Annotated in this window: 12 protein-coding genes; 7 read left to right on the top strand and 5 right to left on the bottom strand. The window is 71.6% G+C overall.

All coding sequences use genetic code 11. The annotated features are described in order from the left end of the window. Positions 1 to 81: 81 nt before the first annotated feature. Positions 82 to 966: a hypothetical protein gene (locus ACZ6ZP_RS35465; RefSeq protein ID WP_366462324.1), complete on the bottom strand. Its 885-nt coding sequence runs from the start codon at positions 964 to 966 to the stop codon at positions 82 to 84. Positions 967 to 1,055: 89 nt separating this feature from the next. Here ACZ6ZP_RS35465 and ACZ6ZP_RS35460 point away from each other — a divergent pair, with 89 nt between their 5' ends. Together ACZ6ZP_RS35460 and ACZ6ZP_RS35455 are read left to right on the top strand one after the other, a co-directional pair. Further along, positions 1,056 to 1,844: an SDR family oxidoreductase gene (locus ACZ6ZP_RS35460; protein WP_351162778.1), complete on the top strand. Its 789-nt coding sequence runs from the start codon at positions 1,056 to 1,058 to the stop codon at positions 1,842 to 1,844. Positions 1,845 to 2,172: 328 nt separating this feature from the next. Further along, positions 2,173 to 3,750, top strand: a complete 1,578-nt coding sequence (locus tag ACZ6ZP_RS35455; protein WP_351162776.1) for a sodium:solute symporter family protein — start codon at positions 2,173 to 2,175, stop codon at positions 3,748 to 3,750. Positions 3,751 to 3,851: 101 nt separating this feature from the next. Here the strand turns inward: ACZ6ZP_RS35455 and ACZ6ZP_RS35450 are convergent, their stop codons facing one another. Continuing rightward, positions 3,852 to 4,970: an ADP-ribosylglycohydrolase family protein gene (locus tag ACZ6ZP_RS35450; protein WP_351162774.1), complete on the bottom strand. Its 1,119-nt coding sequence runs from the start codon at positions 4,968 to 4,970 to the stop codon at positions 3,852 to 3,854. A gap of 256 nt (positions 4,971 to 5,226) precedes the next feature. After that, entirely contained in the window at positions 5,227 to 8,553 is a 3,327-nt protein-coding gene (locus tag ACZ6ZP_RS35445; RefSeq protein WP_469409897.1) for a tetratricopeptide repeat protein, read from the bottom strand. Between the two features lie 252 nt (positions 8,554 to 8,805). Here ACZ6ZP_RS35445 and ACZ6ZP_RS35440 point away from each other — a divergent pair, with 252 nt between their 5' ends. After that, the gene (locus ACZ6ZP_RS35440) at positions 8,806 to 10,206 is read left to right on the top strand and encodes an FG-GAP-like repeat-containing protein (RefSeq protein WP_351162770.1); all 1,401 of its coding nucleotides are present in this window, start codon (positions 8,806 to 8,808) and stop codon (positions 10,204 to 10,206) included. Positions 10,207 to 10,239: 33 nt separating this feature from the next. On the opposite strand, the gene ACZ6ZP_RS35435 is transcribed toward ACZ6ZP_RS35440, so the two are convergent. Continuing rightward, positions 10,240 to 12,873 (bottom strand): bifunctional FO biosynthesis protein CofGH, encoded by a 2,634-nt coding sequence (locus ACZ6ZP_RS35435; RefSeq protein WP_361466217.1) that lies wholly within the window; start codon positions 12,871 to 12,873, stop codon positions 10,240 to 10,242. Between the two features lie 36 nt (positions 12,874 to 12,909). After that, positions 12,910 to 13,824, bottom strand: coding sequence for an LLM class F420-dependent oxidoreductase (locus ACZ6ZP_RS35430; protein WP_469409894.1), 915 nt, complete (start codon positions 13,822 to 13,824; stop codon positions 12,910 to 12,912). A 223-nt stretch (positions 13,825 to 14,047) separates the two neighbouring features. On the opposite strand from ACZ6ZP_RS35430, the gene ACZ6ZP_RS35425 reads away from it, so the two are divergent. The 4 genes from ACZ6ZP_RS35425 (at position 14,048) to ACZ6ZP_RS35410 (ending at position 17,540) form a co-directional block, all read left to right on the top strand. Further along, a complete protein-coding gene (locus ACZ6ZP_RS35425) occupies positions 14,048 to 14,464 on the top strand; it encodes an ankyrin repeat domain-containing protein (RefSeq protein WP_351162764.1) in 417 nt (138 codons plus the stop codon). 78 nt (positions 14,465 to 14,542) lie between these two features. Further along, on the top strand, positions 14,543 to 14,890 hold the full coding sequence (locus ACZ6ZP_RS35420; protein WP_469409891.1) for a hypothetical protein: 348 nt from the start codon (positions 14,543 to 14,545) through the stop codon (positions 14,888 to 14,890). 126 nt (positions 14,891 to 15,016) lie between these two features. Beyond that, positions 15,017 to 16,558, top strand: a complete 1,542-nt coding sequence (locus ACZ6ZP_RS35415; protein WP_361466206.1) for a CehA/McbA family metallohydrolase — start codon at positions 15,017 to 15,019, stop codon at positions 16,556 to 16,558. 133 nt (positions 16,559 to 16,691) lie between these two features. Beyond that, a complete protein-coding gene (locus tag ACZ6ZP_RS35410; protein ID WP_469409888.1) occupies positions 16,692 to 17,540 on the top strand; it encodes an ATP-grasp domain-containing protein in 849 nt (282 codons plus the stop codon). Positions 17,541 to 17,544 lie beyond the last annotated feature (4 nt).

Genomic DNA, 17,544 nt, shown 5'->3' with positions numbered 1-17,544 from the left:
CTACGCGCGGTCTACGCGCGGTCTACGCGCGGACCGTGCGCCGCCGAGCCAGCGGACGGACCAGTGAAGTGAACTGATCGGCTACCGCAGTTGATCGACGTACAGGTCCGTCCCCGGCACCGTGGGAATGAACGGCGCCACCAGCTCCACCCGCCCGAGGCCCGACTCCGCAACCGCATCCGCCCGCCCGGCGAAGTGCTCCTGCCAGCACTCCCGCGGATCGGCCTGCAGGAACCAGAGCAGCGTCAGCCGCGTGTCGACCCCCTCGACCTGCTTCACGTACGTCATGCGGTCCCCCGGCAGCGGCGTCGGCCGGAAGATCGTCACCATCGCGGCCGGTGACCCGGCCAGGGCGCGCGGCAGCTGCTTGGCCCGCAGCCATTCGAGCAGCTCCTCCCGCCGCTCGCCCGACTCGGCGTCGACGACCTCCAGGACGAGGCCCTGGTAGGGGTGGTCCAGCGCGTGGAAGTCGCGGGGCCCGGCCGCCCCGTCGCGGTAGACGGTGGCCTCGTGGTCCTGGAAGGCCGTGAAGACGTGCGTGCGGTCCTGGTAGACGCGGCCGTCGCGGTTGAGGCGCTTGTTGATGCCGACGGTCCACTTCATGTGCTCGTCGTAGCGGCCCTCGGTGACCCAGTACGTGGAGAGGTAGCAGCCCGCGGTCACCGGCTGGGCGACGGCGGACTTCTCCGGGATGCGCAGGAGTTGGAGCTCGCGGGGTGCGACCCAGCGGCGGCCCGCGTACATCCAGGGCATCGCCATCGCACCCGCGTAGTAGTGGTCGTCCTCGTACCAGCGGTTGTACGCGTACTCGTGGCCCGGGTGCGGCTCGACCATGGTGATCAGGGCGTGGCCCGGGTGCACGCCGTAGGGCCCGACGCCGGCCAGCTCCCCGTACACCTCGCTGCGGGTGTTCTCACGCGTGTTCTCCCGGGTCTCGCCCGTGTTCTCGCGGGTGTCGTCGCTCATGCCTCTCCCCTTTCCCCTCTTCCTTCCTCCGGTGGACGCCCATACTCTGACGCCCCGTCAGCAAAACTGCCAGAGCCGGGAGGCGCCCCATGCGCTCGCTCCTCGAAGGAAAGACCGTCGTCGTCTCGGGTGTCGGTGCCGGTCTCGGTCACCAGGTGGCGGCCGCCGTCGTGCGCGACGGGGGCCGGGCCGTCCTCGGGGCGCGCACGGAGGCGAACCTCGCCAAGTCGGCGGCGGAGATCGATCCCGAGGGCACGCGGACGGCGTACCGCGCGACCGACATCACCGACGAGGCCCAGTGCGAGGCCCTGGCCGACCTGGCGCGCGAGCGCTTCGGCGGGATCGACGCGGTCGTCCACGTGGCCGCCTGGGACAGCTACTTCGGGGGCGTGCGGGACGCCGACTTCGACACCTGGCAGCAGGTCATCGACGTCAATCTGCTCGGCACGCTGCGGATGACGCGGGCCTGCCTGCCCGCGCTCAAGGAGCGCGGCGGCTCGGTGGTGTTCATCGGCACGCAGTCGGCCGTCGCGGCGCCCTCGCAGGTGCGGCAGGCGGCGTACGCGGCCTCGAAGGGCGCGTTGACGTCGGCGATGTACTCGCTGGCGCACGAGGTGGGACCTGACCGCATCCGGGTCAACACGGTGCTGCCCGGCTGGATGTGGGGCCCGCCGGTCGAGGCCTACGTCCAGTTCACCGCGCACACCGAGGGAGTGCCGGAGGAGGAGGTGCGGGGGCGCCTGGCGGAGCGGATGGCACTGCCGGACCTCGCCACGGACGGGGACGTGGCGGACGCGGCGGTCTTCCTCGCGTCGGACCGGGCGCGGGCGATCACGGGGCAGTCGCTTCTGGTGAACGCGGGCGAGCTGATGCGGTAGGCGTCGACCGCCGCGCGGAACAGGCCACGGCTGTACGGGACTCGGGTCCCGTACAGCCGTTTTCGCGTGTTTTCAGACCCCCTTCAGAACCTCTTCAGAACCTCTTCAGAGCCCCTTCAGAAGGTCATCCAGAATCAAGGATGTGAACGAAGGTCAGCAAACAGAACGATTTTACTCGCTCTTGACCTTACGGGCGGTTGTCCGCGGCGTCCGCCCGAACCCACCATGAGCGGGCACTTCAAGGCCGCCCACGTCCCGTATGACACGAAACTGGCGAAGTGCACGGCATTTCAGCGCAGTTCACAAGGCGGACCCCTGGAGGGGGCACATGAACAGTCTCGACTGGGCCGTGCTCATCGGCTACTTCGGCATCATGGTCGCGATCGGCGTCTGGTCCCACAAGCGCGTGGACAACGTGAGCGACTTCTTCACCGCGGGCGGCAAGATGCCCTGGTGGCTGTCCGGCATCTCGCACCACATGTCCGGCTACAGCGCGGTGATGTTCACCGGGTACGCGGGCATCGCGTACACCTACGGCGTCACGTCCTTCATCACCTGGTCGTTCCCGATCGCGCTCGGCATCGCCATCGGCTCGAAGCTCTTCGCACCCCGCATCAACCGGCTGCGCTCACGGCTGCACGTGGCCTCGCCGCTGGAGTACCTCAAGAACCGCTACAACCTGAAGACCCAGCAGGCGCTCGCCTGGTCCGGCATGCTCCTGAAGATCGTGGACGTGGCCGCCAAGTGGGCCGCCATCTCCACGCTGCTCTCCGTCTTCACCGGCATCTCGATCAACCAGGGCATCCTGATCACCGGCGTGATCACGGCCATCTACTGCACGATCGGCGGCCTGTGGGCCGACGCGCTCACCGAGCTGGGCCAGTTCATCATCCAGCTCCTGGCCGGTGTCGCGATGTTCGTGGCCGTGGTGTCCAAGCTCGGCGACCACGGCGGATTCTTCGGGGTCTGGGACGAGCCCGAACTCGCGGGCCACGGCCAGCCGTTGGTCGGGCCGTACGGGACGGTCTTCCTGCTGGCATTCCTGTTCATCAAGCTCTTCGAGTACAACGGCGGCATGCTCAACCAGGCCCAGCGCTACATGGCCACGGCGACCCCCCGCGAGGCCGCGCGCTCGGCCCGGCTCTCGGCGATCCTGTGGCTGGTGTGGCCGGTCGTCCTCTTCTTCCCGATGTGGATGTCCCCGCTCCTGGTGGACGCGAAGAAGCCCGACGGCTCGGACTCGTACGCCCTGATGACCGAACAGCTGCTGCCGCACGGCCTGTTGGGTCTGGTAATCGTCGGCTTCTTCTCGCACACGATGGCCATGTGCTCGTCCGACGCGAACGCGATCGCGGCGGTCTTCACGCGGGACGTGGCGCCGGTGGTGTCCAAGGCGGCCAGGAGCTGGAACGACCGCAAGGGCCTCATCGCGGCCCGTCTGACGACGGTGGTCTTCCTGGGCCTGTCGATGGCGGTGGCGACGCAGGTCAACTCCCCCGCCTTCAAGGACATCATCACGGTCGTCATCAAGTGGGTGGCGGGCCTCATGGGTCCGATCGCGATCCCGATGATGCTGGGTCTGCTGCGCACGTTCCGCAAGTCGGGGCCGACCGCGGCGCTGACCAGCTGGTCGATGGGTCTGCTCGCCTTCTGGCTGGTCAACTACCCGATCAACTGGAGCGTCGAGGGCGGGGTGCCGCTGGAGTACCAGGTCTCGATCCCGCTGGCGGTCTCGCTGATCCTCTACATCCTGGTCGGCCACCTGAAGCCGGAGGACACTCCGGAGCGGGACGCGATCATCGAGAAGATCAACACGGACGACGACGGCTCCGCAGGCGCCGCGGTTGTTCCGCCCCGGCCGGGAGAGGCCGACGGGGTGGTCACCCCGCAGGGCCGGCTGCCGTAGACCACCGGCTTCCTGCCGCAGACCACCGGCTTCGCCGAGTTCGCCCTCAAACGCCGGACAGGCTGTTCGCAGCCTGTCCGGCGCTCTCCGTCGTCAGGTCCTCACGCCCGCGGATACCGCGCCAGCCACCCCGGCGAGGAAACGGCGGGCCCGTGCAGCGCGGGCCCCTGCGTCATCTCCATCGCGAAGTCGTCGGCCAGCTCAAGCATCGTCGCGCGCCCCTCCAGCTCGGTGAGCCAGCCCGGGGGCAGCGCGGTCTCCCCGTGCAGCGCGCCAAGCAGTGCCCCGCAGATGCCTCCCGCGGCGGCGGACGCGCCCCCGTGGTTGACGGCAAGGCGCAGTCCGTGGCGGATGTCCTCGCCCACGAGGGCGCAGTAGACGGCGGCGGCGAGCGCGCCCTCCGCGCCGCCGTCCCCCATCAGCTCCTCCACCCGGGAGGGCGTGGGCATCCCCTGCCGCACGGCACCCAGCGCGTGCTTCAGCGCGTCGGTGACGGGCTGGTGGCCGGGCCGGGCGGCAAGGAGCGCGAGGGCCCGCTGGATGGCGCCGTCCAGGGACTCTCCGCGGGCGAGACCGTGTACGAGGATGGTGTGCGCGCCGGCCGCCAGGTAGGCGGTGGGATGTCCGTGCGTCTGCACGGCGCACTCCACGGCGAGCTGGAGCACCAGCTGCGGCTCCCAGCCGACCAGGAGACCGAAGGGCGCGGACCGCGTGACGGCCTCGGCGCCCTTTTCCTCGGGGTTCTTGGGGGCTTCGAGCGTCCCCATGTTCTCGTCCCCGAGCCCGGTCAGGCAGGCGCGGGCAGGCGAGCGGCGCGAGTAGAGCCACTCCTCACGGGCCAGCCAGCCGTCTTCCTTGCGCCGCTCGTCGGGCCCCCAGTCGCTCTGGGTGGCCGCCCAGCGGCGGTAGGCGCGGTGCAGATCGGTGGGCGGGTGCCAGGCGCCGGTGTCGCGCCGGACCTGGGCGCGTATGAGTCCGTCGACGGTGAAGAGGGTGAGCTGTGTGGCGGCGGTGACGGCGCCGCGCCTGCCGTGAGCGGGGGCGGGCTCGGTCAGCCCTTCCGCACCGTGGGCCTCCCGTATCCCGTCGAGGCTCAGCGAGTCGACGGGGGCGCCGAGCGCGTCGCCGACGGCGGCCCCGAGCAGCGTGCCGCGGACCCGGCTGCGGAAATCCTGCTGCTCGGCGCGGCCCCAGACTCCGGTGGCTGCTGCGGTGCTCACGGCACCTCCTTCCCTGCTCTCCGCCTGCACTTCTGCGCAGCACTGTAATCGACCGGGAACGGTCGGTTCGGAGGCGAAGGGATATCTGAAGAGTCACCCCTGAGATCACTTTTGACCGGTCTTCACGGGGCCTCTTCATCGGCCTCCGGAGGGCCGCGAAACGTCCATGCCACGGCCACACGGGGGTGGGCCGGTCCGGCCGCCCGGCCAGGTCCGGCCGATCGTGGTCCGGCCGCCCCTGGTCCGGCTTCCTCACCTACGCGACAGGGCCGGACTCCGCGTATAGCGCCTGGAAGGCGTCCCGCGCCGCGACGACCCTGGACAGGCGCGGGGCCAGGCGGTGCCGGTCGGCTCCGGGGGCGCGCAGGAGTTCGGCGAGCAGGTCGGCCAGCTCGGCCAGGTCGTCCCACTCGCGCGGTACGGCAAGGACGCGTGCGAGCCCGTGGTCGAGCGCGGTCCAGTCCTCGAGGCCCGCGGCGGTCAGCGCGGCCGCGAAGTCGCGATCCGCGGGATGCAGATCCGCACGGGCCACCAGCCGGGCGGCCTCCCGCCACAGCGGACCGGCAGCGGTCACTCCGTCGGAACCGCTCATCGCCAGGGCGAGGTCGCACGTGCCCAGCACCTCGTCCCGCGCGCGGAGCCTGCGGGCCGCGTCGCGGGCGTGGGCCCATCTCCCCGCCCTGCGGTGCGCCTTGCCCACTTCCTCCAGGAAATTCGGATCCTCGTGCCCGGCCGCGTCCACCGCGCACAGTTCGGCCATCGCCTCACGGTTCCGGCCGGACCAATGGTGGATCTCGGCGGCCCTGCGGTGGGCCCATGCCGAAGCGGACCCGGTCTCGGCGCAGCGGGCGAGATCGGCCAGGGCCTGTTCGGCCCTTCCGGTGACCATCAGGGTGGCCGCCCGCTGACGCAGGGCCCCGCCGTTCCCGGCATCGATCAGGAGCGCGCCGTCGAGATCGGCCAAGGCCTCGCGGTAGAGGCCGAGTTCGCGCAGGACGGCACTGCGGTGGACGAGCACCCACGCGCTGCCCGGATTGCGCCCGATCTCACGGTCCAGGTCGGCGCGCGCCTCGTCGAGGCGCCCCAGGGAGCGCAGCGCGTTCCCCCGGCAGGTCAGGAACCAGCCCGAGTCGGGCGACAGGGTGTGGGCACGGTCCGCGTCGGCGAACGCTTCCTCGTGGGCTCCCAGGGCGGTGTGAACCACGCTGCGCTGGGCCAGCGCCCAGGCGTAGCCGGGGGACAGCTCCACGGCACGGTCGAGGTCCGCCAGCGCCCGGTCATGGCGGTTCAGGCGGCCATGCGTCACACCGCGGCTCGCATACGCGGACGCATAGGCGTCGTTGAGCCCAAGGGCCCGGTCGTACTCCGCGAGGGCCTCCGCGTAGTCGCCCGCGATCCGCAGCGCGTCACCCCGCGCGCACGCCACCGTCGCCGATTCCGGGGCCAGTTGGACCGCCCGGTCCAGGTCGGCCATCTGCTGCGTGTGCTCGTCGCGGTCACGCCGCAGCCGCGCTCGCCGGACCAACGCCCATACGTATTCGGGGTCGAGCTCCAACGCCCGGTTCAGGTCGGCGAGGGCTTCGTCGTGCTCTCCGGCGCTGTGCCAGGTGGCACCCCGGGACGCCCAGGGGAACGCGTCCGTCGGCTGGAGCTCGATCGCCCGTCCCAGGTCCCTGAGGGCCTCACCGAAGTGGCCGAGCGACCGGTGGAACTCGCCTCGAATCCTGAGGGCTTGGACGTAGTCCGGCGCGAGGTCGAGTGCCCGGTCGAGTTCGGTGATCGCGGCGGCGAGGTCGCCCTGCCTCGCGCGGGTCGAGCCCTTGCCGTAGTAGGCCCGCGCCAGCTCCGGATCGAGTGCGAGAGCCCGGTCGTACTCGGCCAGCGCCTCCTCGTACGCCCCGTTGTTGCGATGGTCGCGCCCCCGCAGCATCCGCGCCACCGCCTGGCCGCGGTCATCGAGTCCGGCGCGGTCGGCGAGCAGCCCCAGGGCGGCGATGCACGACCCTTCCGCCAGCGCGTCCAGCAGGTCCCGCCCCCACTTGCCGGCCGCCGCGGCACCGGCGTCCGCTCCCGCGTCCAGCAGGACCTGCACCCAGCGCCGGGCGATGACCTCGCCCTTGTCGCAGGCGTTCACGACGTCCCGCAGCACCACGGGCAACGCCGCCCGTGACCCCGCGCACAGCAGGTGGTACGACTCCGCGAGCCGCAGCTCCCGCCACGGCTCGTCCTTCCACAGCTCCGCCGGTTCAAGGACCGTCTCCGCCTCGCGCCGCCACCCGGCGAACGTCTCCGCGAGCCGCGCGTGCGCCTCCGTCCACCCCCGTGGCGAGCGATTGCGCTGCAGCCGCAGCATCGGCGCCCGCACCACGTCGTGGTACCGCACCCGATCGCCCCGGTCGCTCACGAACGGCAGCCCCCGCAGCCAGCCGAAGAGTCCGGGCACCTCACCGTCCGTGCAGATCCCGCCCACCGCCGCACGGAACACGTCCGCGTCGAAGCTCCTGGGCAGCGCGCACGCCAGCGCCGCCGAGCGGCGCACGGGGTCCCGCTCCCACTTCAGGAAGCGCTCCACCGCGGTGGCGCTGGGATCGCCCACGTCGTCCGGGGCGGCGGGCCTGCCCTCGGCGAGGGTGGAGACGAGGACGGGCAGGCCCCCGGAGAGCCGCAGCACCTCCTCCACCACCGGCTCCGCCACCACCCCCTTCCCGGCGAGCAGTCCCCGCGCCTCCAACTCCGTGAAGGGGCCCAGTGGCACGTCCGTCACGAAGTCCGCGTAGCCGCCCCAGCGGGCCGTGTCGAAGGGGTGGTGGCCCGCCGTCACCACGACCACGTTCGCGGGGAACGCGCCGTGCCGGTCGGTCGTCATCACGTCGTGCAGCCAGCCGTCCAGGAACGGCGCTGTCCTCTCGTACGTGTCGAAGAACAGGACGACCCACGGCGCGGCCTTCGCGGCATCGGCCAGTTCGGCCAGGAGAACCGGCGTGAGGACCCGCTCCGGGGACAGGACCAGCTGCACGTCGTCCTGGTTGCCGAGGCGTGCGCTCAGCCCGGCGCGCAACCGGTCCGCGCCCTGGGCCAGTCGAGCCGGGTCCACCGCTCCGGCGAAGGCTCCGACACCCGGCAGCAGACCGAGGCCGACCAGGCTCGCGCGAGCCGCCGTCATGCTGCCCGCCGAGGGCGGGGGCGGCGCGCCCGTGCCGGGCTCCTGCCCCGGGTCGAGCATCGCCTCCACCGATGCCGACTCCGCTTCGTGACGGCGCTCGCGGTGGGCCGTCAGGAGCCGGTTCAGCTCCTTGCAGCGGCGGCCCTGGAGGGCGAACTGGGCGCTGATCGCCGCCATCGCCTCGGGCACGCTGCCCACCGCTTCGTCCAGGTAGGCGGTCAAGGCGCCCCGCTCGCGCGCCAGTTGCTCCCACTCCCGGACCAGGGACGTCTTGCCGACGCCGCCGATCCCGTGGACGTGGAAGAGGAAGCGGTGCCGGTCGTCACCGGGCGGCACGTCGAAGTTCGCGCGGAACGCGTCGAGTTCGCCCCGGCGCCCGACGAACCCCGCCCGCCTCCGGCGGCGTATCAGCTCCTGCATGGACGGCTGTGCCGCCCCGCCCGACGCCACCACAGGCCTCACCCTCCCCGCGTACCCGACTGACCGCCCAAGTCGTGCCCTGCCCACAGTCTTTCACCGGCCGCGGACCGCCGGGCCGAAACCGAACGGCCGAAATCCGTGGCACCTGAAGGTAAATGTCCGGGGCCGGTAACAAGAACCTGCGGTGTACAACCACTACCGCCGGATGCCTGTCTTCCCTCACGTCACAGAAGTTTCCCCACAGGAGGACCAGTGCGTCGCTCACTCATAGCCGCCGTCGCGGTGACCGCGCTCGCGACCCCGTTCGCCGTCGTGGCCACCGCGGGTGCCGCAACCGCGGCCCCCAACGCGGCGGGCAAGCCCGTGACCGACTTCAACCATGACGGATACGCCGACCTCGCCGTCTCCGCGTACCGCGGCGCCGTGAACGGCACCGCCGGCGCAGGCTACGTATCGATCGTCTACGGCTCGGCGTCCGGCGCCGACACCGCGCACGCCAAGCAGATCGACCGCACCACCGCGGGTGTGCCCGGCGACCCCGAGGAGGGCGGCGGCTTCGGCGGGAGCACCGAGGCGGCCGACCTGGACGGGGACGGATACACCGACCTCATCCTGAACAACGGCCCCAAGGACGTGGTGGTCTGGGGCTCCGCGAGCGGCCTGACCCAGGGCACCGAGCTGCCGGGCGAGTACATCCAGACCCTGAAGGCGGGCGACTTCAACGGCGACGGCAAGACCGACCTCGTCGCCAACTCCTCGTCCACGCTCGAGGTGCGCTACGGCCCGTTCACCCGCGCCGGGAAGCCCGCCTCCACCTCGTCCGTCGAGAACGGAGACGACGGGCCCAAGGAGCTCATGGTCGGCGACGTGACCGGTGACGGCGCCGACGACCTCGTCACCAGCCACGACTTCGAGGAGATGCAGTACTCCTCGCGCCTGTGGAAGGGCAGCAAGGAAGGCCTCTCCAAGACCTCGACGCCGGTCAAGAAGTTCACGACGAACGGCGTCATCGCCGACGTGGACAAGGACGGCTACGGCGACCTCGTGGCCCGCGAGGTCGACGAGGTGTCCGAGATGCAGGTGTACGACGCGGGCGCCGTCCGGGTCGTCTACGGCTCCGCGTCCGGCTTCTCCAGCCGCACCGCGAAGATCACCCAGGACACCGCAGGCGTCCCCGGCGTGGGCGAGCAGGGCGACCCCGACCTGAACGACCGGGGCGACCAGTTCGGCTACTCGCTCTCCGCGGGTGACGTCACCGGCGACGGCTACCCGGACATCGCGGTCGGCGTGCCCGGCGAGGACGTCGACTCCGCCGGGGACACGGGCGCCGTCGTCCTGCTCAAGGGCGGCGCGAACGGCCTGACCGGCACCGGCGCCCAGGCCTTCAACCAGACCACGGCCGGCGTCCCCGGCGTCTCGGAGTCCGGCGACAACTTCGGCACCGAGGTCAAGCTCTCCGACGTGAACAAGGACGGCCTCGCCGACCTGACCGTGGGCGCCCCGCTGGAGGACGGCACGACCAAGGACTCCGGCGCCGCCTGGCTGTTCCGCGGCGCGAAGACGGGCCTGACGACGACCGGCATCACGTCGTTCAGCCCGTCCTCGCTCGGCACCCCGGAGGCGGGAGCCCGCTTCGGCGGCGAGCTCTCCTGACCCCGCCCCCGAAGGGCTGACACGTCCCCCGAGTCAGTCCAGGACGGGAAGCAGCTCCGGGAGGTGGCCGTCCGACGCGGCGGCCGCCTCCTGGCGCTCCAGCGGCACCTCTCCGTACAGCGTCGTCCGCGGCTTCGCCGGACGCCCCGCCTCCTCCGCGATCGCGATCAGATCCTTCACGGAGCGGTACGAGCCGTAACTGGAGCCCGCCATCCGGGAGATGGTCTCCTCCATCAGCGTGCCGCCCAGGTCGTTCGCGCCCGAGCGCAGCATCTCCGCCGCCCCCTCCGTGCCCAGCTTCACCCAGCTGGTCTGGATGTTCGGGATGTACGGGTGCAGCAGGAGCCGCGCCATCGCCACCACCGCGCGGTTGTCGCGGGTGGTCGGCCCGGGGCGCGCGATGCCCGCCAGATACACCGGCGCGTTCGTGTGGATGAAGGGCAGCGTCACGAACTCCGTGAACCCCTCCACCCCCTTGGCCAGCGCATCCCGCTGCATCGCGGCCAGCGTGCGGAAGTGCCCGAGCCAGTGCCTGGGCTGGTCCACGTGCCCGTACATCATCGTGGAGGACGAGCGGATGCCCAGCTCGTGCGCCGTGCTGACCACCTCGATCCACGTCGCCGTCGGCAGCTTGCCCTTGGTCAGGACCCAGCGCACCTCGTCGTCGAGGATCTCCGCGGCCGTGCCGGGGATCGAGTCAAGCCCCGCCTCCTTCGCGGCGCTGAGCCAGTCCCGTATCGAAAGACCGGTCCGCGTCGCGCCGTTCACGACCTCCATCGGCGAGAAGGCGTGCACGTGCATGCCCGGCACGCGCTCCTTCACCGCCCGCGCGATGTCGAAGTACGCGGTGCCCGGCAGGTCCGGGTGGATGCCGCCCTGCATGCACACCTCGGTGGCGCCCACCTCCCACGCCTGCGCGGCCCGGTCGGCGACCTGGTCCAGGGAGAGCGTGTACGCGTCCGCGTCCGTCCTGCGCTGGGCGAAGGCGCAGAAGCGGCAGCCGGTGTAGCAGACGTTCGTGAAGTTGATGTTGCGCGTGACGATGTACGTGACGTCGTCGCCGACCACGGACTTGCGCAGGTCGTCCGCGATGCCGCACAGCGCGTCGAGCGCGGGCCCGTCCGCGTGCAGCAGGGCCAGCGCCTGCTCGTCCGTCAGGCGCGTCGGATCGTCGGCCGCCGTCTTCAGGGCCGCCCGTACGTCGCCGTCGATGCGCGAGGGGACCATGCCGGGCGCGGCCTGCTCGCGCAGGGCGTCCCAGTCGCCGTACACCTCGTCGAAGTCGTCGCGGCGGTCCGAGGTGCGGCCCGTCGTGTCGATCGTGCGGTGCAGGTCCGTGCGGCCGGACGAGGCGACGTACCCCTCGTCGGGCTCCTGCCAGGGCAGGCCGCTCGGCCGGGCGTCCTCGTTCGCCAGACCCGTCTCCGGGTCGACCAGCGCGCGCACGTGCGGCAGGAGACGCGGGTCGAGCCAGGGCTCGCCGCGCTCGATGAACTCCGGGTAGATCGTGAGCCGTTCGCGCAGCGTGAAGCCCGCCTCCGCGGTCTTCCGCGCCAGCTCGTCGATGTGCGGCCAGGGGCGCTCGGGGTTCACGTGGTCGGGCGTCAGCGGCGACACCCCGCCCCAGTCGTCGATGCCCGCGCCGATGAGCAGCGCGTACTCCGCGTCCACCAGGTTCGGCGGCGCCTGGATGCGGGCGCTCGGGCCCAGGATGTGCCGGGCCACCGCGATGCACGCGGCGAGCTCCTCCAGCTCCGCGTCCGGCATGCCGCGCATGGCCGTGTCCGGCTTGGCGCGGAAGTTCTGCACGATGACTTCCTGGATGCCGTGGTACGAACGCTGCGTCGAGCGCAGGCGGAAGAGCGCGTCCGCCCGCTCCTCGTACGTCTCGCCGATCCCGATCAGGACGCCCGTGGTGAAGGGCACGTTCGAACGGCCCGCGTCCTCCAGGACCCGCAGCCTGACCGCGGGCTCCTTGTCGGGCGAGCCGTGGTGCGGGCCGCCCGGCTCGCTCCACAGCCGCGTCGCCGTCGTCTCCAGCATCATGCCCATGGACGGCGCCACCGGCTTGAGCCGCTGCAGGTCGGTCCAGGTCATGACGCCCGGGTTGAGGTGCGGGAGCAGGCCCGTCTCCTCCAGGACGCGGATCGCCATCGCGCGGACGTAGGCGAGCGTGTCGTCGTAGCCCTCCGCCTCCAGCCACTCGCGCGCCTCGGGCCAGCGGTCCTCGGGCCGGTCGCCGAGCGTGAACAGGGCTTCCTTGCAGCCCATTTCGGCGCCGCGCCGCGCGATGTCGATGACCTCGTCGGGCGAGAGGAACATCCCGTGGCCCTCGCGCCGCAGCTTGCCGGGCACGGTCACGAAGGTGCAGTAGTGGCACTTGTCGCGACAGAGCCGCGTCAGCGGGATGAAGACCTTCTTCGAGTACGTGATGACACCCGGCCGCCCCACCGCCGCGAGCCCCGCGTCACGCACCCGCGCGGCGGACGCGGCGACGTCCTTCAGGTCGTCGCCGCGCGCCTGGAGCAGCACGGCCGCCTCCGCGGTGTCGAGCGCGACGCCGTCCCTGGCGCGTTTGAGGGCGCGGCGCATGGCGTTGGCGGTGGGTCGGGCCGGCTCGGGGGCCGGCTCCTGATGGCCTGGGTCCTGCGGCGCGCTGTTGGTCATGCGTCCGAGCATACGAGCGACCTCTCGCAGAAACAGCTACAGGTCATTGCTGGTTGCCGGGCCCGTTGCCGGACTGCTGGTCGGGGCAGGTGCGAGGGGCACGTATCGCTGGAACCCGTCGAGCGCCTTGAGGACCTCCGCCTCCCCGAGCGCCGGGAGCTGCACGATGACCTCGTCGACGCCGAGCTCCTCGTAGTGGGCGAGTTTCCCCTCGGTCGGCTCGACCGCGGAGAGCGCCACATACAGGCCGGCGGGGTCGCGGCCCGCGTCCGCCCAGGCGCCGCGGAGCGCGGGGAGCGCCTCGCGAAGGCCGCCGCCGCCGATGGGCAGCCAGCCGTCGGCGTACTCCGCGATGTGCGCGAACAGCTTGGGCCCGGCGGCTCCGCCGACGAGGGTGCGGGGCCCGTACAGCGGCCCGCCCTTGCGCGGGCGCGGCGCACGCACCGGCTTCGGGTGGACCTCGCTGGCCCGAACACTCCCGAACTCCCCCTCGTACGCCGTCGGTTCCTCGGACCACAGGGCCCGCATGACCGCCATCCGGTCCCGCACGAGCGCACGCCGCGTGCGCCACTCGACGCCGTGGTCGGCGGCCTCCTCCTTGTTCCAGCCATAGCCGACGCCGAGGGTGAAACGGCCGCCGGAGAGATGGTCGAGGGTCGCGATCTGCTTGGCGAGGTCGATGGGGTCGTGCTGCCCGACCAGCGTGATGTTCGTGCCGAGGCCGAGCCGGTCGGTGACGGCCGCGGCCTGGGCGAGGGCGACGAAGGGGTTGAGCATGCGGGCGCACTCGGGCGGGAGTTCACCGCCGGGATAGGGGGTCTCGCGGGACACCGGGATGTGCGAGTGCTCGGGCAGGTAGAGCGCCGCGAAGCCCCGCCGCTCCAGCTCCCGGGCCAGGCGGACCGGGGTGATCGTCTCGTCGGTGAGGTAGAGGGTGGCGGCAACGCGCATGAGCTGGCCTCCGGTCACGTCTGCGTACGGCGCCGTGCCACTCCCGTACGTCGTCACGTCGTCAAATCGTCTGTCGTCACGTCGTCTGTCGTCGCGCCTTCACGTCGTCCTCGTACGGGAGCCGGGCTCACTTACTAGCCGCCGGCGCCACAGGTGTCCATGCCGCGTACGGGGAGCGATAAATCCGACGGCCTCGCGCGCCCGCCGAACTACCCTGCCCCTCATGAGCAGACGACGCCGCAAGAAGCGGACGCGGCAACTGGTCCTGGCGGCGGAGCTCGGCCGCACCACCGAGGTGAAGGCGCTGCTGCGTGCGGGCGCGGACCCGCGGACCCCCGACCAGGACGGCACGACACCGCTCTACGGCGCCTCCGTCCACGGCACGGCGCCCATCGTCAAGGCGCTCCTCGAAGCGGGGGCCGACCCCGACGCGGAGAGCGGCCACGGCGACCAGGGCACACCGCTGTGCGCGGCAGCGTGCTGGGGCCACACCGAAGCCGTGCGCGAACTTCTCGCCCACGGCGCGGACCCCGGCCTCCGCGAGGACCGGGGCAGAGGCAACTCCCCGCTGTACTGGGCGACGCACGGCTCCCACACGGAGACGGCTGACGTGCTTCGGGCAGCGGGCGCGAGCACCTAGGCGCGGGGCGCCGCGTGGCCTAGGATCCGCCGGAATCGACAGAATCGACAGAATCCGCGGAATCGGGGGGATTTCACCATGCGACTTCGTTTCGCGACCGTCCTGCTGCTGCTCGGGGCGCTGCTGGGGGGCACGGCGTCCGCCGGCGCGTACGCGGCCACTCCGCGGACGGCGGCGGCCTCGGCGGCAGCCGCATCGCACACGTCGACCGCGTCGACCGCGTCGACCGCGCACGCGGCCGGCACCAGTGCCGCCAGGACGACCACCAAGGCGGCGGACGAGGCGCAGTCCAAGCCCAAGAAGAAGAAAAAGAAGAAGTCCAAGGGCGGGACCGGACTGATCATCGGGATCATCGCCGTCATCGCGGTCATCATCATCGTCGTGATCGCCCTCCGCCGCGTGCGCAAGGCCCGGCACCGCCCGTAAGCCCGGCACCATCCGTAAGTCCGTCACCGCCCGTAGGTGCGTCAATTGCCTTCCCTTGCCGGGAAGTTCACGGCTGAATACCAGGGTTGCCCTTCAGTCCCATCCGACACCCTGGGGAGCCGACACATGTGCGAGGACGAACACCGCCCGGCCAGACCCGTCAACACACCCCTGAACCGGCGCGGTCTGCTCGTGACGGGAGCCGCCGCCGCGCTTACGTTGAACAGCGTGAGCTTCGCGAGCGCCGCAGGGCGTGCATCCGGAAGTGGCGACGAGACCAAGGTGGTGCGCGGGACGCTGCCCACCGGGTCACCCGACTTCGTGTACCTGCCGGTCGAAGTCCCCGAAGGCGTACGCGAGATCCACGTCGCGTACACCTACGAGAAGGTCACCGTCCCGGCGGGCACGCCCGGCAACGCGCTCGACATCGGCATCTTCGACCAGCGCGGCACGGCGCTCGGCGGCAAGGGATTCCGGGGCTGGTCGGGCGGCGCGCGCACGGAGTTCTTCATCCGCGCCGAGGAGGCGACGCCCGGCTACATCCCGGGCCCCGTCAAGGCGGGCACCTGGAACATCGCGCTGGGCCCGTACACGGTCGCACCGCAGGGCCTGCCCTACGAGGTCACGATCACCCTCAAGTACGGGGCACCCGGCAAGACGCCCAGGCCCGTCTACCCGCCGGAGCGGGCGAAAGGGCGGGGCCGCGCCTGGTACCGAGGCGACTGCCACCTGCACTCCTGGTACTCGGACGGCAGGCGCACCCCGGCCGAGATCGCGGCGCTCGCGCGGGCGGCGGGCCTGGACTTCATCAACACCTCCGAGCACAACACGCACTCCGCGCACGCCCATTGGGCCGACCAGGCCGGCGACGACCTCCTCGTCATGCTGGGCGAGGAGGTCACCACCCGCAACGGCCACCTGGTCGCCCTCGGCACGGACCCCGGCACGTTCATCGACTGGCGCTACCGCGCCCGCGACAACCGCTTCGGCAAGTACGCCCGCGAGATCCGCGACGCGGGCGGCCTCGTCGTCCCCGCCCACCCGCACGCCACCTGCATCGGCTGCAACTGGAAGTTCGGCTTCGGGGAAGCGGACGCCGTGGAGGTGTGGAACGGCGCGTACACCCCGGACGACGAGGTGTCCCTGGCCGACTGGGACGGCACGCTCGTCGCGGCCGTCCGCGGCCGCAAGCCCTGGATCCCGGCCATGGGCAACAGCGACGCCCACCGCGACCCCGACCCCGTCGGCACCCCGCAGACGGTGGTCCTCGCCGACGACCTGACCCGCGAGGCCATCCAGGCGGGCATCCGCGCGGGCCACAGCTATGTCGCCGAGTCCAAGAACGTCACGCTCAAGTTCACCGCCACCGGCGGCAGGGGCAAGCAGGCGGGCATCGGCGAGCGCCTCTACGTCGAGCAGGACGCCCCCGTGACGGTCCGCCTGGACGTCACGGGCGCCCCCGGCTGCACGATCCGCTTCGTGACGGACCAGGGCGTCCTCTTCACCGCCCCCGCGCTTCCCGCGTCGGGGTCCGGCACGGCGGAGTGGCGCACGACGCCTTCGTACGCGGCGTACGTACGGGCCGAGGTCCGCCACGCACCGGTGACGACGGGCCTCCCCGGCCCCCTGGCGGCGTTCACGAACCCGGTGTTCCTGGGCCGCAGCTAGGCGGCGGACCCCGCGGGTGTGCCGCGCAGGGGGCTCCTCGACCTCCGGGGAGCCCCCCTCCTTAGAGTCGAGGACTCACCTCAGCACACCCGCACACCCGCGCACCCAGGCCCCCGCGCACCAGGAGAGACCCATGCCGCCCACCAGGCCCCGCGTCCTGTTCGTCACCGACCTCACCTACCAGGCGCGGGGCCGCCGGTACTGCGACGAGGACATCGCCCTCTCCTCCGCCCTGCGCGAGGAGTTCGACCTCGCGCTGTGCCACCCGCTGGACGCCAGGGCCCTGATGGACTCCTTCGACGCCGTACTGATCCGCAACAGCGGCCCGGTCCTGAACCACCAGTCGTCGTTCGACGCCTTCCGCACCCAGGCACTGGCCTGCGGCACCCGCGTCCACAACCAGCTCACGGGCAGGGCGGACATGGCGGGCAAGCAGTACCTCGTCGACCTGACGGCGGAGGGCCACCCGGTGATCCCCACGGTCGACCGCCTCGCGGACGTGGAGAAGCTCCCGGACACGACCGAGTACGTGATCAAGCCCAAGAAGGGCGCGGACTCGATAGGCCTGAAGATCCTCACCCGCCCCGAACTGGAGACCCACGTCCCCTCGGGGGACACACCACCCGAGGACGAGTTCCTCATCCAGCCCCGCATCGACTTCACGTACGAGGTGTCGTTCTACTTCATCGACGACACCTTCCAGTACGCCCTGCACGCCCCGCACCCCGACAGGCGGTGGGTCCTGGAGCCCTACACCCCGACCCCCACGGACCTGGCCTTCGCCCGCCGCTTCATCGCCTGGAACACGATCGACCACGGCATCCAACGAGTCGACGCCTGCCGCACCAGGTCGGGCGACCTCCTCCTGGTCGAACTGGAAGACCTCAACCCGTACCTGTCCCTGGACCTCATCCCCCAGAAACACCGCGACGCCTTCATCACCAACCTGAAGACGTCGCTGCACAAGCTGCTGGCGGGCTGAGGAG

The sequence above is a fragment of the Streptomyces sp. NPDC054047 genome (assembly GCF_055585065.1).
Note: the sequence above shows the minus strand (reverse complement) of the source record. Positions and strands in the feature narration are given on the sequence as shown.

Coding starts and splice junctions, on each gene's coding strand:
- ACZ6ZP_RS35410 (WP_469409888.1), top strand. CDS start 16,692: ATGCCGCCCACCAGGCCCCGCGTCCTGTTCGTCACCGACCTCACCTAC.
- ACZ6ZP_RS35430 (WP_469409894.1), bottom strand. CDS start 13,824: ATGCGCGTTGCCGCCACCCTCTACCTCACCGACGAGACGATCACCCCG.
- ACZ6ZP_RS35425 (WP_351162764.1), top strand. CDS start 14,048: ATGAGCAGACGACGCCGCAAGAAGCGGACGCGGCAACTGGTCCTGGCG.
- ACZ6ZP_RS35460 (WP_351162778.1), top strand. CDS start 1,056: ATGCGCTCGCTCCTCGAAGGAAAGACCGTCGTCGTCTCGGGTGTCGGT.
- ACZ6ZP_RS35465 (WP_366462324.1), bottom strand. CDS start 966: ATGAGCGACGACACCCGCGAGAACACGGGCGAGACCCGGGAGAACACG.
- ACZ6ZP_RS35435 (WP_361466217.1), bottom strand. CDS start 12,873: ATGACCAACAGCGCGCCGCAGGACCCAGGCCATCAGGAGCCGGCCCCC.
- ACZ6ZP_RS35455 (WP_351162776.1), top strand. CDS start 2,173: ATGAACAGTCTCGACTGGGCCGTGCTCATCGGCTACTTCGGCATCATG.
- ACZ6ZP_RS35415 (WP_361466206.1), top strand. CDS start 15,017: ATGTGCGAGGACGAACACCGCCCGGCCAGACCCGTCAACACACCCCTG.
- ACZ6ZP_RS35445 (WP_469409897.1), bottom strand. CDS start 8,553: ATGCAGGAGCTGATACGCCGCCGGAGGCGGGCGGGGTTCGTCGGGCGC.
- ACZ6ZP_RS35420 (WP_469409891.1), top strand. CDS start 14,543: ATGCGACTTCGTTTCGCGACCGTCCTGCTGCTGCTCGGGGCGCTGCTG.